11 protein-coding genes are annotated in these 13,984 nt (G+C 67.6%); 5 read left to right on the forward strand and 6 right to left on the reverse strand.

Features of this window, described 5'->3' with window-relative positions:
* Positions 1-26: 26 nt before the first annotated feature.
* Positions 27-2,468, forward strand: a complete 2,442-nt coding sequence (locus tag CQ034_RS04215; protein ID WP_105710033.1) for a DNA topoisomerase (ATP-hydrolyzing) subunit A — start codon at positions 27-29, stop codon at positions 2,466-2,468.
* Positions 2,469-2,528: 60 nt separating this feature from the next.
* Here the strand turns inward: CQ034_RS04215 and CQ034_RS04220 are convergent, their stop codons facing one another.
* Positions 2,529-4,655 (reverse strand): type IIA DNA topoisomerase subunit B, encoded by a 2,127-nt coding sequence (locus tag CQ034_RS04220; protein ID WP_374956807.1) that lies wholly within the window; start codon positions 4,653-4,655, stop codon positions 2,529-2,531.
* A gap of 181 nt (positions 4,656-4,836) precedes the next feature.
* Here CQ034_RS04220 and CQ034_RS04225 point away from each other — a divergent pair, with 181 nt between their 5' ends.
* On the forward strand, positions 4,837-5,055 hold the full coding sequence (locus CQ034_RS04225) for a hypothetical protein (RefSeq protein ID WP_029263258.1): 219 nt from the start codon (positions 4,837-4,839) through the stop codon (positions 5,053-5,055).
* A 6-nt stretch (positions 5,056-5,061) separates the two neighbouring features.
* Here the strand turns inward: CQ034_RS04225 and CQ034_RS04230 are convergent, their stop codons facing one another.
* Both CQ034_RS04230 and CQ034_RS04235 read right to left on the reverse strand, forming a co-directional pair.
* Positions 5,062-6,102 (reverse strand): alanine racemase, encoded by a 1,041-nt coding sequence (locus CQ034_RS04230; RefSeq protein ID WP_105710034.1) that lies wholly within the window; start codon positions 6,100-6,102, stop codon positions 5,062-5,064.
* Positions 6,099-6,803 carry an alanine racemase gene (locus tag CQ034_RS04235; RefSeq protein ID WP_258134039.1) on the reverse strand — a complete coding sequence of 235 codons (705 nt, stop codon included), beginning with the start codon at positions 6,801-6,803 and terminating at the stop codon, positions 6,099-6,101. Before CQ034_RS04235 ends, CQ034_RS04230 begins: the two co-directional genes overlap by 4 nt.
* An 80-nt stretch (positions 6,804-6,883) precedes the next feature.
* Here CQ034_RS04235 and CQ034_RS04240 point away from each other — a divergent pair, with 80 nt between their 5' ends.
* A complete protein-coding gene (locus tag CQ034_RS04240) occupies positions 6,884-7,900 on the forward strand; it encodes a sugar-transfer associated ATP-grasp domain-containing protein (RefSeq protein ID WP_029263255.1) in 1,017 nt (338 codons plus the stop codon).
* 63 nt (positions 7,901-7,963) lie between these two features.
* Here the strand turns inward: CQ034_RS04240 and CQ034_RS04245 are convergent, their stop codons facing one another.
* The 3 genes from CQ034_RS04245 to CQ034_RS04255 all read right to left on the reverse strand — a co-directional run bounded on the left by CQ034_RS04245 (position 7,964) and on the right by CQ034_RS04255 (position 11,004).
* On the reverse strand, positions 7,964-8,659 hold the full coding sequence (locus CQ034_RS04245; RefSeq protein WP_029263254.1) for a coenzyme F420-0:L-glutamate ligase: 696 nt from the start codon (positions 8,657-8,659) through the stop codon (positions 7,964-7,966).
* Complete coding sequence (locus CQ034_RS04250; protein WP_029263253.1) at positions 8,656-9,894, reverse strand: RNA polymerase sigma factor; 1,239 nt, start codon at positions 9,892-9,894, stop codon at positions 8,656-8,658. Before CQ034_RS04250 ends, CQ034_RS04245 begins: the two co-directional genes overlap by 4 nt.
* Positions 9,895-10,062: 168 nt before the next feature.
* On the reverse strand, positions 10,063-11,004 hold the full coding sequence (locus tag CQ034_RS04255; RefSeq protein ID WP_029263252.1) for a proteasome assembly chaperone family protein: 942 nt from the start codon (positions 11,002-11,004) through the stop codon (positions 10,063-10,065).
* A 114-nt stretch (positions 11,005-11,118) separates the two neighbouring features.
* Between CQ034_RS04255 and CQ034_RS04260 the strand changes: the two genes are divergently transcribed.
* Both CQ034_RS04260 and lpdA read left to right on the forward strand, forming a co-directional pair.
* A complete protein-coding gene (locus CQ034_RS04260; RefSeq protein ID WP_105710035.1) occupies positions 11,119-12,591 on the forward strand; it encodes a leucyl aminopeptidase in 1,473 nt (490 codons plus the stop codon).
* 3 nt (positions 12,592-12,594) lie between these two features.
* The gene (gene lpdA, locus CQ034_RS04265; protein WP_105710036.1) at positions 12,595-13,968 is read left to right on the forward strand and encodes a dihydrolipoyl dehydrogenase; all 1,374 of its coding nucleotides are present in this window, start codon (positions 12,595-12,597) and stop codon (positions 13,966-13,968) included.
* Positions 13,969-13,984 lie beyond the last annotated feature (16 nt).

Raw genomic sequence — 13,984 nt, forward strand, 5'->3', positions numbered from 1 at the left:
GGCTCCCGTACGCCCTCAGGAAGTCCATGCCGAAAACCCCGCCGCCCGAGCCCGTCGAGGAGCGCATCCAGGACATCGATCTCTCCGCCGAGATGCAGGGTTCGTTCCTCGAGTACGCGTACTCGGTGATCTACTCCCGCGCTCTGCCCGATGCCCGTGACGGTCTGAAGCCGGTGCAACGCCGCATCCTGTACCAGATGGCCGAGATGGGGCTGCGCCCCGACCGCGGCCATGTCAAGAGCGCCCGTGTCGTGGGCGAGGTGATGGGAAAGCTCCACCCTCACGGAGACTCCGCGATCTACGACGCGCTGGTTCGTCTCGCGCAGGAGTGGGCGCTGCGTGTGCCCCTGATCGACGGCCACGGCAACTTCGGATCCCTCGACGACGGTCCGGCTGCTGCACGGTACACCGAGGCCCGGCTCGCCGCGGCGGCGCTCGCCCTCACCGAGAACCTCGACGAAGATGTCGTCGACTTCATCCCGAACTACGACGGTCAGTTCCAGCAGCCGGCTGTGCTGCCGGCCGCGTTCCCGAACCTCCTCGTCAACGGCGCCAGCGGTATCGCCGTGGGCATGGCTACGAACATGGCGCCGCACAACCTCATCGAGGTCGTGGCGGCCGCGACCCACCTGCTCGAGAACCCGGATGCCACCACCGAGGAGCTCATGGAGTTCGTCCCCGGTCCCGATTTCCCCTCGGGCGGCATCCTGATGGGTCTCGACGGCGTCAAGGACGCGTACACGAACGGACGCGGAGCGCTCAAGGTCCGCGGTAAGACGTCGATCGAGCCCCTGGGTCCGCGGCGCACCGGCATCATCGTCTCCGAGCTGCCCTACATGGTGGGCCCGGAACGCCTGATCGAGAAGATCCGCGACGCCGTGCAGGCGAAGAAGCTGCAGGGGATCAGCGACGTCACCGATCTGACCGACCGCAACCACGGGCTTCGCGTCGCGATCGGCGTCAAGACCGGGTTCGACCCGAACGCGGTCCTCGAGCAGCTGTACCGCCTGACCCCGCTCGAGGACTCGTTCAGCATCAACAACGTCGCACTCGTCGACGGCCAGCCGCGCACCCTCGGCCTGAAGGAGATGCTGAGCGTCTACGTGGGCCATCGCCTCGAAGTGATCACGCGGCGGAGTCGCTACCGCCTCGCGCGCCGCGAGGAACGTCTTCACCTCGTCGAGGGCTTGCTCATCGCGATCCTCGACATCGACGAGGTCATCCAGGTCATCCGCTCCTCCGACGACTCGGAGCAGGCGCGCACACGTCTGCGCTCGGTGTTCGATCTGAGCGAGCTGCAGGCCGAGTACATCCTCGAGCTTCGACTGCGTCGCCTGACCAAGTTCTCACGCATCGAGCTCGAGACCGAGCGCGATGCGCTGCTGGCGGAGATCGCCTCGCTCCGTGAGCTGCTCGGCAGCCCGGTGCTCCTGCGCGGCGTGGTCGCCAAGGAGCTCGATGCTGCGGCCGATGCCTACGGCACACCGCGCCGTACGCTTCTGATGAACGCCGCTCCGCCGAAGCCACGAGCGACCAAGGGAGCGGTCGATCTGCAGATCGCCGACGCCCCCACGGTCCTTGTCCTCTCCACCACGGGCCGCGCCGTGCGGGTCGACCTCGGTGAGGGGCAGGAGCTCACGATTCCGGCACGCCGCAGCAAGCACGACGCGATCCTGACGACGGTCGAGACGACGGTCCGCGCGGAGATCGGGGCTCTCACCAGCCTCGGCCGTGTCGTGCGCTTCTCCCCCGTCGACCTGCCCTCCGTCCCCGCGACCTCCGTCCAGCTCGCTGCGGGGACGCCGCTGCGTGACTACCTCGGGATCACGACCAGGAACGAGCGGATCCTCGGGTTCGTGCGTTTCGACAGCGAGACGCCAATCGCCCTCGGGACGGCGCAGGGAACGGTGAAGCGCATCGTCCCGTCGTCGCTGCCGGTGCGCCCCGACCTCGAAGTCATCGGCATGAAGCCCGGCGACACGGTCGTGGGAGCAGCAGAGGCCCGCGACGACTCCGATCTCGTGTTCGTCACGAGCGATGCCCAGCTGCTCCACTTCCCCGCCGCGAACGTGCGCCCTCAGGGAGCACCTGCGGGCGGCATGGCCGGTGTCAAGCTCGGCTCCGGTGCGACCGTGCTGTTCTTCGGCGTCGTCGATCCCACGGCGGAGGCCGTCGTGGCGACGGTCTCCGGTGGCGAGAGCATCCTGCCCGGCACGGACCCGGGACGTGCGAAGGTCTCGGCCTTCACGGAATACCCGGCGAAGGGCCGCGCGACGGGCGGCGTGCGCGCGCACTCGTTCCTGAAGGGCGAAGATCGGCTCACCGTCGCCTGGGTGGGACCGAACCCGCCTTTGGCTGTCGACCCGACCGGCGCCGTGCGCAAGCTCCCTGAAGCCGGAGCACGACGTGACGCCTCGGGTCAGCCCATCGACGGCGTGATCGGCAGCATCGGCCGCACACTCGTCTGAGAACGGGAGACGGGCCGCGGCGATCCGCGGCCCCTCTCCCGTTTCTTCACCCGATCGGGGTCAGGCGTCGATCGATTCGCGCGACAGCCGGTCGGACGAGTCGATGATGAACTCGCGGCGCGGGGCCACCTCGTTGCCCATCAGGAGCTCGAAGACACGGCCCGCGGCCTCGGCATCCTCCATGCGCACCCGACGCAGCAGACGGCCGGAGCGGTCCATCGTCGTGTTCGCCAGCTGTTCGGCGTCCATCTCACCGAGACCCTTGTAGCGCTGGATCGGCTCGTGCCAGCGTTTGCCGGCCTTGCGGAGCTTCGTCAGGAGCGCGTGCATCTCCTGCTCGCTGTACGTGTAGATCGTCTCGTTCGGCTTCGACCCCGGGTTCATCACGATGACCCGGTGCAACGGCGGTACGGCGGCGAACACGCGACCATCCTCGATCAGCGGTCGCATGTAGCGGAAGAACAGCGTCAGCAGCAGCGTGCGGATGTGCGCGCCGTCGACGTCGGCGTCGCTCATCAGGATGATCTTCCCGTAGCGAGCGGCGCTGAGGTCGAACGTCCGCCCGGAACCGGCACCGATCACCTGGATGATCGACGCGCACTCGGCGTTCGACAGCATGTCGCCGACGGAGGCCTTCTGCACGTTGAGGATCTTTCCTCGGATGGGCAGCAGGGCCTGGAACTCACTGTTGCGCGCGTTCTTCGCGGTACCGAGCGCCGAGTCGCCCTCGACGATGAAGAGCTCGCTGCGGTCCACCTCGTTCGTTCGACAGTCGACGAGCTTCGTGGGAAGGGTCGACGACTCGAGGGCGTTCTTGCGGCGCTGCGTCTCCTTGTGAGCTCGCGCCGATACGCGCGCCTTCATCTCGGAGACGATCTTGTCGAGCAGCTGCGCCGCCTGGTTCTTGTCGTCGCGCTTGGTCGAACTGAAGCGCTCCCCCAGGTCCTTGCGGATCACCTGGGCGACGATCGCGCGCACCGCCGGCGTGCCCAGGATCTCCTTGGTCTGGCCCTCGAACTGCGGCTCCGGGACGTTGACCGTCAGGACCGCCGTGAGACCGGCCAGGACGTCGTCCTTCTCGAGCTTGTCGTTACCGACCTTGAGGCGGCGCGCATTCTGCTCGACCTGGGCTCGCAGCACCTTCAGGAGCTCCTGCTCGAAACCCTGCTGGTGGGTTCCGCCTTTGGGCGTGGAGATGATGTTGACGAACGAACGGACGCGGGTGTCGTAGCCGGTGCCCCAGCGCAGCGCGATGTCGACGGCGCACGTTCGCTCCACCTCGGTGGAGACCATGTGCCCGTCGGCCTGCAGCACGGGAACGGTCTCCTTGAACGTTCCCTCCCCCTGGATGCGCCAGGTGTCCGTGACAGGAGGATCGGTCGCCAGGTACTCGACGAACTCCGAGATGCCGCCTTCGTACAGGTAGGAGGTCTCGACGGGGCCGAGCGTGGTGGTCTCACCATCGGAATCAGGGATCGGGACGACCTGACCGGCAGCGCGCTCGTCCTTGACGACGATCTCGAGCCCCGGAACGAGGAAGGCCGTCTGGCGCGCCCGCGTCTCGAGCTCCGCGAGTTGGAAGGCCGCATCCTTCGTGAAGATCTGACGGTCGGCCCAGTAGCGCACGCGGGTCCCGGTGACGCCGCGAGGCGCCTTGCCGATGACGCGGAGCTCGCTGTTCTCCTGGAACGGTGTGAACGGGGCGTCGGGGCGCTTCTCTCCCGAATCCTTGAAGATGCCGGGCTCGCCGCGATGGAACGACATCGCATAGGTCTTCCCGCCGCGATCCACCTCGACGTCGAGGCGCTCCGAGAGCGCGTTCACGACCGATGCGCCGACGCCGTGCAGACCACCCGATGCGGCGTAGGAGCCACCGCCGAACTTCCCGCCCGCGTGCAGCTTGGTGTAGACGACCTCGACGCCGGTGAGGCCGGTACGCGGCTCGACGTCGACGGGGATGCCGCGGCCGCGATCATGGACCTCGACGCTGCCGTCGGCGTGCAGGATGATGTCGATCTTCGTGCCGTTGCCTGCCACCGCCTCGTCGACGGAGTTGTCGATGATCTCCCAGAGGCAGTGCATGAGGCCCGGCGAACCGTTCGACCCGATGTACATGCCCGGGCGCTTGCGGACAGCTTCGAGCCCTTCAAGCACCTGGAGATGGTGGGCAGAATACTCGGCATTCACAATCTCTGAGTCTATTCTCGCGACCTGCGCTCCAGCCGCAGACACTCCCCGCGCGCGTCCAGTCCGTTCCCGTCCCGTACGCGCTGAGCGAAACACGCCGCAAACCGGGCATGCACACAGGTGCAGCGTGGTTGTATTGACCAAATCAGCAAGCGAAGCCGACACCCGAGGAGGCACCGAGATGAATGCAACGACCGAACGTGACACCTCCACCATCGAGTTCCGTCTGACGGCCATGGATCGTTGCGATTCCTGCGGCGCTCAGGCGTACATCGCCGCCGAGGTGAACGGCTCCGAGCTCCTGTTCTGCGCCCACCACGGCCGCAAGTACGAAGAGAAGCTCCGCAGCATCGCGACCAGCTGGCACGACGAGACAGCACGCCTGATCCAGGCCGTCTGACGCCCGTCAGTCCTGTACGACCCGGCGGACCCGAGCGGTCAGCCGGGTGAGGATCTCCTCGCCCACCGTGTCGATACGCTCAGCGAGAGTGGTTGCCGACGATTCTCCGCGCTCACCCGCGCCGAACAGGGTGACCTCGTCCCCCACCCTGAGGCCCGGCCACCCGGCGACGACCGACGTCGTCTGATCGACGGCCATCAGATTCCGGGCACCGTCCGGCGTCCCCACGTCGACACCCCTGAGGGTCGAGGGGAAACCGTCGAAACTGCCGATCGAGATCACGGCGTCGCCTGCGTCGACATCGACCACGGTCGCCACCAGACTCGCCACCGGACGGACGCCCGGCAGCTCAGGGCCGTCGGCGGAACGGATGCCGTAGCAGAACGCTCCGATTCGCGACACCGTGCCGCGCATCTCGGGACGCCACCAGGATGCCGCTGAGGCCGTCAGGTGCAGCGAAGCGGGGACCGGCCCCGACTCCCCCACGACGCGCACCGCGTCCAGGAACACCTCTTGCGCATCGTCGTCCTCCTCGTCGCTCGCCTCGGCGATGTGACTCCACACGCCATCGAGCTCGAGGAGTCCTGCGCGCTCCGCCGCCCGGGCCTCCGCCACCGTCGCGGCCCAGTCCTCCGGCAGGATCCCGTTGCGGTGCAGCCCCGTGTCGATCTTCAGGTGCACGCGCGCACACACGCCGAGGGCTTCGGCGCGGGTGATGATCCGCCGCAGGTAGGCGGTCGTTCCCACTCCGAGATCGATCTGCTGCAGGAGGGCGTCGTCGACCTCAGCATCCGTCGATGTCGCCCATGCGAAGATCCGCGCATCCCCGCCGGCGATGCGTCGAACGCTCAGCCCACCGGCGATGTCGTAGCTGCCGAACCGCTCGACGCCTGCCTGGACCGCCGTCTCGACGGCCCACGCGAGCCCGTGTCCGTATGCGTCGTCCTTGAGCACGAGCATGAGGGCCGATGGCGCGATCCGCGTGCGCACGGCCTCGATGTTCGTGCGGAAGACGCTGCTGCTGACGCGCAGCTCCGGGCGGCTCATGCCTCCCACCCCCGAACCGCGTGTGCACCGGCCACCGTGACGAGCTCTGCCGCCGCCATCCCGGTGACCGCGCTCCATCGGGCGAGTCCGTCCGCGGCGGGGCCGCGTCCACCGAAGTACGTTGCCTCCGCACCGGCTTCGACGTCGGAGCCGGCGAGATCGACGACGCAGACGTCCATGGCGACGCGCCCGATGATGGGTCGCGCGACACCGTCGATGTCGACGAGCCCCTGGTTCCCGAGCGCTCGCACGATGCCCTGTGCGTAACCGCCCGTCACGAGCGCCACCGTCGTGTCTGCGGACGCGCGGTAGGTGTAGCCGTACGAGACTGCGTCGCCTGCACGAAGGCGCTTGGTGGACAGCACGCGGCCGGTGAGGCGCATCACGGGCTCCGTCACGAGGACGCCTGACTCATCAGGAAGTCCGTACAACAGAGTCGGATCGATATCGGCGTCGCCGGAGGTCACCCCGACGATCCCCTCCAGACGCAGCGCCTCGACCTCTCCGTCGGCGTCGACCAGCACCTGCTCCGCGCCGGCGGCGGTCACCGCCTGAGCGACAGCGAGCACGCCGTGCCCCCAGGCATCGCGACGCAGATCGGCGACGCCCCCGCCGGCGATCACCGCCGCTGACGCCCCTGCAGCCAGGGCAGACCGGGAGATGATCGCTCGCGGCAGGGCGCTGGAAGTCGTCTCACACACGTCCTCCACCCTAGCTTCCGACTCCCAGGTGGACCTGCGCGGTCCCCGTAGACTGGTGGAGACCCCGACCCTGGAGCCATATGTCTCGTCTTTCCCTCACGCCCCGCATCCGCTACCTGCTGGGACGTGCCCGCCGCATCGATGTCGGATCGGTGGTGGAACGAGCGAAAGAGGCTTCGGAGCAGCACCACAAGGCCGTACCCGGCATCATCGTCGACATGCTGTGGTCCGCCGCCCGTCACAACGTCGGCTTCCAGGACTACATCGACTACGACTTCGCCATGCTCACCAAGGCCGAGCGCGAGACCTACATGACGCATCCGGTGTCGAACCAGCTCTCGCAGCGGTACGACCACCCGGACTACCGCTGGATCTTCCAGGACAAGGTCGAGTTCGACAAGCAGTTCTCCGCGTTCCTGAAGCGCGAGTGGATGGTCGTCGAAGAAGGCAACGCCGACGCCGTGCGTGAGCTCACCCAGCGCCTCGGCACGATCGTGACGAAGGAGCCGGTGGGGCAGGCCGGCACCGGAGTGCACCGCTACCACGCTGCCGACATCGAGGACTGGAACGAGTTCCACCGCGGACTGCTGGAGCGCGGCGAACTGCTCATCGAAGAGGTCATCCGTCAGCACGACGCCCTGGCGGCCGTGTGCCCCGGCACCGTGAACACCACCCGTATCACCGCGTTCTTCGACGGCGAGAAGGCGCACATCCTCGCGATGGCGCAGAAGTTCGGCCGCGGCGAGGTCAGCGATCAGATGACCTTCGGCGGCTTCTACACGATGCTCGATGAGAACGGCCACGCCGTGGGAGCCGGGTACGACTCGCACGGGCACGTGCACGAGACGCACCCCGACTCGGGTTTCCGCATCGCCGACTTCCAGTTGCCGTACATGGACGAGGTGCGGGCATTCATCGATGAGGTCGCCCGTGTCGTGCCGCAGGTGCAGTACGTCGGCTGGGACATCGTCGTGTCCCCCGACGGCCCCGTGCTCGTCGAGGGCAACTGGGGCGCCGGCGTCTATGAGAACAAGCCCAGCGTCACCGGCATCCGCACCGGTCACAAGCCCCGCTATCGTGAGGTCATCGGCTTCTGAACCATGAAGAGAAAGGCCCCGGATGCTCGAGCATCCGGGGCCTTCTTCGTGAGTTCCGAGAGATCAGATCGCGCGGACGATACCGAGCGGCGTGGACTCGAGGCCCTGGCCGAGCGGGTTGTCGCCGAGGATCTTCACCAGACGACGCTCACCGTCTTTGTCGAGCGTCGAACCGAGGATGTTGCCACCGAGATCGTTGATGTCGACCACGGCGACCTCCGCGTGACCGCCGACGAGCTTCTTGAGGCGGGCCGCGACACCGTCGGGATCCTTCGGCCCGAGCACGACCGCCTCGTTGTACGGCGGGATCGTGTGCTTGGTCGGTCCGTCGATCGCGCGTGCCTTATCGCCCGCGATGCGATAGAAGTCTCCCCGGCGACCGAACGCCTTGGTGACCGCCGCCACAGCCGAAGCGAAGAGGATCCGCGGCGTACCGCACTCCCGCAGCGCCATCTCCATCGTCTCCGGCATGCCGAGCCCGATGCCGTACGGCGTGCGTGTGACGTACTTCGACAGGAACAACGCGAGCTTGCGCGGCTTGATCTCATCGAGACGGTACGACCGCCCCTGCGTGATCGCCACGATTTTCTCGGTCACGAACAGCAGGTCGCCCGGCTGCACCGCGTCCTTGGCGTACTCGGTGATGATCGCATCGAGGTCGTCCTCGGGCATGACCACTCGAGTGCGCAGCGGGATGCGCGCATAGTTCTTGCCGTCGACGCTCGCCTCGAGAGCCTTGCCGTCGTTCGCCTGGCTCATTCGAGGTAGTCCCGCAGGGACTGCGAACGGCTCGGGTGACGCAGCTTCGCCATCGTCTTCGACTCGATCTGGCGGATGCGCTCGCGCGTCACGCCGAACGTGTCACCGATCTGGTCGAGGGTCTTCGGCTGACCGTCGCCCAGGCCGAAGCGCATGCGGATCACGCCTGCTTCGCGCTCGGAGAGCGAGTCGAGCAGCTGTTCCAGCTGACGCTGCAGCATGGTGAATCCCACGGCGTCTGCGGGGACCACGGCCTCGGTGTCCTCGATCAGGTCGCCGAACTCGCTGTCGCCGTCCTCACCGAGCGGAGTGTGCAGCGAGATGGGCTCGCGGCCGTACTTCTGCACCTCCACGACCTTCTCCGGCGTCATGTCCAGCTCGCGGCTGAGCTCTTCCGGAGTGGGTTCGCGACCGAGGTCCTGCAGCATCTGACGCTGCACGCGGGCGAGCTTGTTGATGACCTCGACCATGTGCACCGGGATGCGGATCGTGCGGGCCTGGTCGGCCATGGCACGGGTGATCGCCTGGCGGATCCACCAGGTGGCGTAGGTCGAGAACTTGAAGCCCTTGGTGTAGTCGAACTTCTCCACAGCGCGGATCAGCCCGAGGTTGCCCTCCTGGATCAGATCCAGGAACTGCATGCCGCGGCCCGTGTAGCGCTTCGCGAGGGAGACGACGAGACGGAGGTTGGCACCGAGCAGATGGCTCTTCGCGCGCTGGCCGTCGCGGGCTACCCACTGCAGGTCGAGTCCGAGCTGGCTCGTCTTCTCGGCCGCCGTCATCGCCGACAGCTTCTCTTCGGCGAACAGACCCGCCTCGATGCGCATGGCGAGCTCGACCTCTTCGGCCGCGTTCAGTAGCGCGACCTTTCCGATCTGCTTCAGGTAGTCCTTGACGGGGTCAGCCGTCGCACCGGTGATCTGCGTCGAGTAGACCGGGACGTCTTCATCGTCGTTCGACGAGATGACGATCGCGCCGGTCGGCAGCGGCTCGGTGAACTTCGGCTTGGCGTCTTCGTCCTCGTCGTCGTCGACAGCGGCCACGGCAGGAGCCTCGTCTTCTTCGACGACGTCCTCGGCCTTCTTCTTCTTGACGGGGGCGCGCTTTGCGGCAGCACGCTTCGCCGCGCTCAACGGCGCGGGCTTCTCGGGCGCATCGGCCTCGACCGGAGCGTCGGCGGTCGTCTCTTCGGCAGCCTTCTTCGTCCGGGTGTTCTTCGTCGTGGCAGGAGTCACGTTTCGCCTTTCACGGAGCTGCTGTGTAGCCCCGGGACATTTCGGACACTAGTAAGACCCTTGTCAAGTCCAGCGTTCGAAAACACTGATTGACAACGGGTCAGAGTCCTAGTATCGCACACGTGTGGCGATGCGGACGCATTCCGACGAAGTTCTGCCGTATCGATCTCACCCGCGGCCGGGCTTGTCCTCGTCGCCGGAGGGACGAGAGGCGAGATAGCGCTCCAGCTCAGCCGCCAGTTCATCGGCGCTGGGCAGGTCGCGCTCGCTGAATCCGCCCTCGTCGTAGGAGTCGTCGTCGGGGTTACGCCCCGCCATATAGGCGTCGTACCGGCGCTCGAGGTTGTGCAACATCTGCTGCAGCTCGTCGTTCCCGGCGACCTGCTCCCCCACTCGGGTCAGGTAATCCTCGCGCCGCTCCTGCACCGCGTCGAGCATGAGCACCAGGCCCGTCGAGGCCATGAGCTTCTCGGCGGCGGCGATCACGGCATCGGGGTTCTCCGTCTCCGCGAGATAGTGCGGCACCAGGAGCACGAATCCGACGGCACGCTCGCCGCGTTCGATGAAGCGGTACTCGAGCAGGTGTCCCGCGGTGGCCGGCACCTGTGTGCGCGGCCTCCACACCGAATGCGCAACCGTGAGGTCGCGTCGGTTGCCACTCACCGTCGTGCCGATCGGACGCGTGTGCGGCACCGGCATGGCGATCGAGTGGACCCAGTGGAGCCCGGAAACCTCGAACTCCGCGGCCAGATCCAGCACCGTGCTCGCGAACGCGTTCCAGGCGAAGTCCGGCTCATAGCCGGCGAGGAGCAGGAAGGGCCGATCCAGGGCATCCGTCGCGAGGGAGAGCTCGAGCCGGGGCGGACGGAACTCGGTGAGGTGATCCTGATCGAAGGAGATCACCGGACGCCGTGCGCGATAGTCCAGCAGAGCGTCGTTGTCGAAGACGATGACCGGCTCGGGCGACGCGGTCTCGCGCAGGTGGTCGATGAGCCCGGAGACAGCGCTGCCCGCATCGGTGAAACCGGTGAGGAGAACCACCAGGGGCAGGCCGTGCGGCACTGTCGGCGCATTCGCGACACGTTCGTGGATCTCACCGGAGAAGGGCATGCCTCCATGCTACGAGCAGGTCCGGATACCGGGGCGCGACGCATCATGCTGAGAGCGAACACTCCCCTGGGCGGCGGACGACCATGCTGCGGCGAAGATCCTAGGATGGAAGACATGACGCTTCCCGTGCTCTCGCACACCACCGCTCAGTTCCCCGGAAGCGCTGCAGATGCCGCAGTGCTCGTCGTCGCCACTCTTCCCGAGTCTGCGGAATCGCTGTCCGCCTACCCCGGCCTGGCGGACGCGCTGGCCGGCATCGGATTCACCGGCTCCGCCGGATCATTCGCCCGTGTGCACCTCCCCGAGGTCAGCACCTTGCCGTTCGCGGTCGTGGGAGCAGGCGACAAGCCCGATGCCGCCGCCGTGCGCAATGCGGCCGGCGCCGCGCTGCGCTGCCTCACCGGATTCGACCACGTCGCGCTCGGTCTCGCCGACGGCCTCGAGGGGTTCGCCCCTGCAGCGGCCGAGGGCGCGGTCCTCGGCGGCCACCGCTTCGACGGATACCGTTCCGAGAAAGGCAAGACCCGCGCCACCGCGGTCACCCTCCACGCGGTGCTCACCGATGAGGAGGCAGCCTATGCCCAGACCATCGGCGATGCGGTGGCGCTGATCAAGGACCTCGTCAACGTGCCTGCCGAGTGGCAGAGCCCTGCGCAGCTCGCGCAGAGTGCCGCCGACAGCGTCGCCGACCTCGACGTCACGGTCGAGATCCTCGACGAGAAGGAGCTGGCGGAGAAGGGCTTCGGAGGCATCCTGGGCGTCGGACAGGGCTCCGACCGACCGCCGCGGCTCGTTCGCCTCGACTACTCCCCCGCGGGTGCGAATCGACACATCGCCCTCGTCGGCAAGGGCATCACATTCGACACAGGGGGACTGTCCCTGAAGCCCGCGGCGTCGATGGTCGGGATGAAGTTCGACATGGCGGGAGCGGCCACGTCTCTTGCGGCGCTCCGCGCGATCGCCGCGCTGCAGCTGCCGGTGCGCGTGACGGCGTGGCTCTGCATCACCGACAACATGCCGTCCGGGCGAGCACTCCGTCCCGGCGACGTCATCCGCATCCTCGACGGCACGACCGTCGAGGTCCAGAACACCGATGCCGAAGGCCGCCTCGTCCTCGCCGACGGCTTGGTCGCGGCGAGTCGCGAGCAGCCCGATGTGATCATCGACGTCGCCACTCTCACGGGTGCGATCGTCGCCGCCCTCGGACACCGGCACACGGGCGTCTTCGGCGACGACGACACCGTCGCCGAGTTCCTCGCTGCCGCCGAGCACGTCGACGAGCCCGCCTGGCACATGCCGCTGCCGAGCTACATGGAGGAGTCCCTCGAGTCGCCCATCGCCGACCTGCAGAACGCGAACATGGGTGACCGGATGGGAGGTGCCTCGTTCGCCGGTCTGTTCCTGCGCCGTTTCGTCGGCCGCACTTCCGAGGCCGAGGACGCCCCGCGCATCCCCTGGGTCCACCTCGACATCGCCGGCTCCGGCGAGCACGGCGGATCACCGTACGGCTTCACGGAGAAGGGCCCCACGGGGGCGATGGTCCGATCGATCGTCGCCTTCGCCGCAGCATCCCACAAGGAGGCATGACACATGACAACCCACACCTTCGACGTCGTCGTCCTGGGCGGCGGCAGCGGCGGCTACGCCGCGGCTCTGCGCGCGAGTGAGCTCGGCAAGTCCGTCGCACTCGTCGAGAAGGACAAGGTCGGCGGCACCTGCCTGCACCGCGGCTGCATCCCGACCAAGGCGCTGCTGCACGCCGCCGAGGTCGCCGAGCATGTGCGCGACGCCGCCTCCGTCGGCGTCACCGCGACGCTGCAGGGCATCGATCCGGCTGGTGTCCGGGCATACCGCGAGGGCATCGTCGCAAAGAAGTTCAAGGGCCTCGAAGGCCTCGTGAAGGCCCGCGGCATCACCACCGTCGCCGGTCTCGGCCGACTGAACGCCGACCGCAGCGTCAGTGTCGGCGACGATGTGTACGTCGGCGCCGATGTGGTGCTGGCGACAGGCTCGTACAGTCGTTCACTTCCCGGCCTCGACATCGGCGGACGGATCCTCACGAGCGAGCAGGCGCTCGCGCTCGACGTCATCCCGGAGCGCGTCCTCATCCTCGGCGGTGGCGTGATCGGCGTCGAGTTCGCCAGCGTGTGGCGCTCCTTCGGTTCCGAGGTCACGATCATCGAGGCTCTGCCGCACCTGGTTCCGAACGAGGACATCGCCCTCAGCAAGGGCCTTGAGCGCGCATTCCGTCGTCGCGGCATCCAGTACTCGCTCGGTGTCCGCTTCCAGACGGCGACGCAGGACGACTCCTCGGTCACCGTCACGCTCGAAGACGGCAAGGAGTTCACGGCCGACTACCTGCTCGTCGCGGTCGGACGAGGCCCCGTCACCGCGGACCTCGGATTCGAAGAGGCAGGCGTCACCCTCGACCGCGGCTTCGTGACGGTCGACGAGAACCTGCGCACCGGCGTTCCCGGGGTCTGGGCTGTGGGGGACATCGTTCCCGGCCTGCAGCTCGCCCACCGCGGATTCCAGCAGGGCATCGCCGTCGCCGAACGCATCGCCGGTCTGTCCCCCGCGAACATCCCGGACGCGCAGATCCCCAAGGTCACGTACTCGAGCCCCGAGGTCGCCTCGGTCGGCGTCACCGAGGAGGCTGCGATCGCCGAGCACGGTGCCGATGCGGTCGCCGCTTACGAGTACAACCTCGCCGGCAACGGCAAGAGTGAGATCATCGGGACGAGCGGGCTCGTCAAGGTCGTCCGGCTCAAGGACGGCCCCGTTCTCGGCGTGCATCTGCTCGGCGATCGCGTCGGCGAGCTCATCACCGAGGGACAGCTCGCTGTCGCCTGGGAAGCGCATCCTGAGGACATCGCCCCCCTGATCCACGCCCACCCGACCCAGAGCGAGGCACTCGGCGAAGCCTTCCTCGCACTGGCCGGCAAGCCTCTGCACGCCCTCTGAGCACCAACCGGTGCCC

Source organism: Microbacterium sp. MYb45 (genome assembly GCF_002979655.1).
Taxonomy (GTDB): domain Bacteria; phylum Actinomycetota; class Actinomycetes; order Actinomycetales; family Microbacteriaceae; genus Microbacterium.

Bases quoted from the DNA above. Each gene is read 5' to 3' on its own strand.
- lpdA (WP_105710036.1), top strand. From the start codon at position 12,595: ATGACAACCCACACCTTCGACGTCGTCGTCCTGGGCGGCGGCAGCGGC.
- CQ034_RS04255 (WP_029263252.1), bottom strand. From the start codon at position 11,004: ATGCCCTTCTCCGGTGAGATCCACGAACGTGTCGCGAATGCGCCGACA.
- CQ034_RS04225 (WP_029263258.1), top strand. From the start codon at position 4,837: ATGAATGCAACGACCGAACGTGACACCTCCACCATCGAGTTCCGTCTG.
- CQ034_RS04215 (WP_105710033.1), top strand. From the start codon at position 27: ATGCCGAAAACCCCGCCGCCCGAGCCCGTCGAGGAGCGCATCCAGGAC.
- CQ034_RS04245 (WP_029263254.1), bottom strand. From the start codon at position 8,659: ATGAGCCAGGCGAACGACGGCAAGGCTCTCGAGGCGAGCGTCGACGGC.
- CQ034_RS04230 (WP_105710034.1), bottom strand. From the start codon at position 6,102: ATGAGCCGCCCGGAGCTGCGCGTCAGCAGCAGCGTCTTCCGCACGAAC.
- CQ034_RS04240 (WP_029263255.1), top strand. From the start codon at position 6,884: ATGTCTCGTCTTTCCCTCACGCCCCGCATCCGCTACCTGCTGGGACGT.
- CQ034_RS04260 (WP_105710035.1), top strand. From the start codon at position 11,119: ATGACGCTTCCCGTGCTCTCGCACACCACCGCTCAGTTCCCCGGAAGC.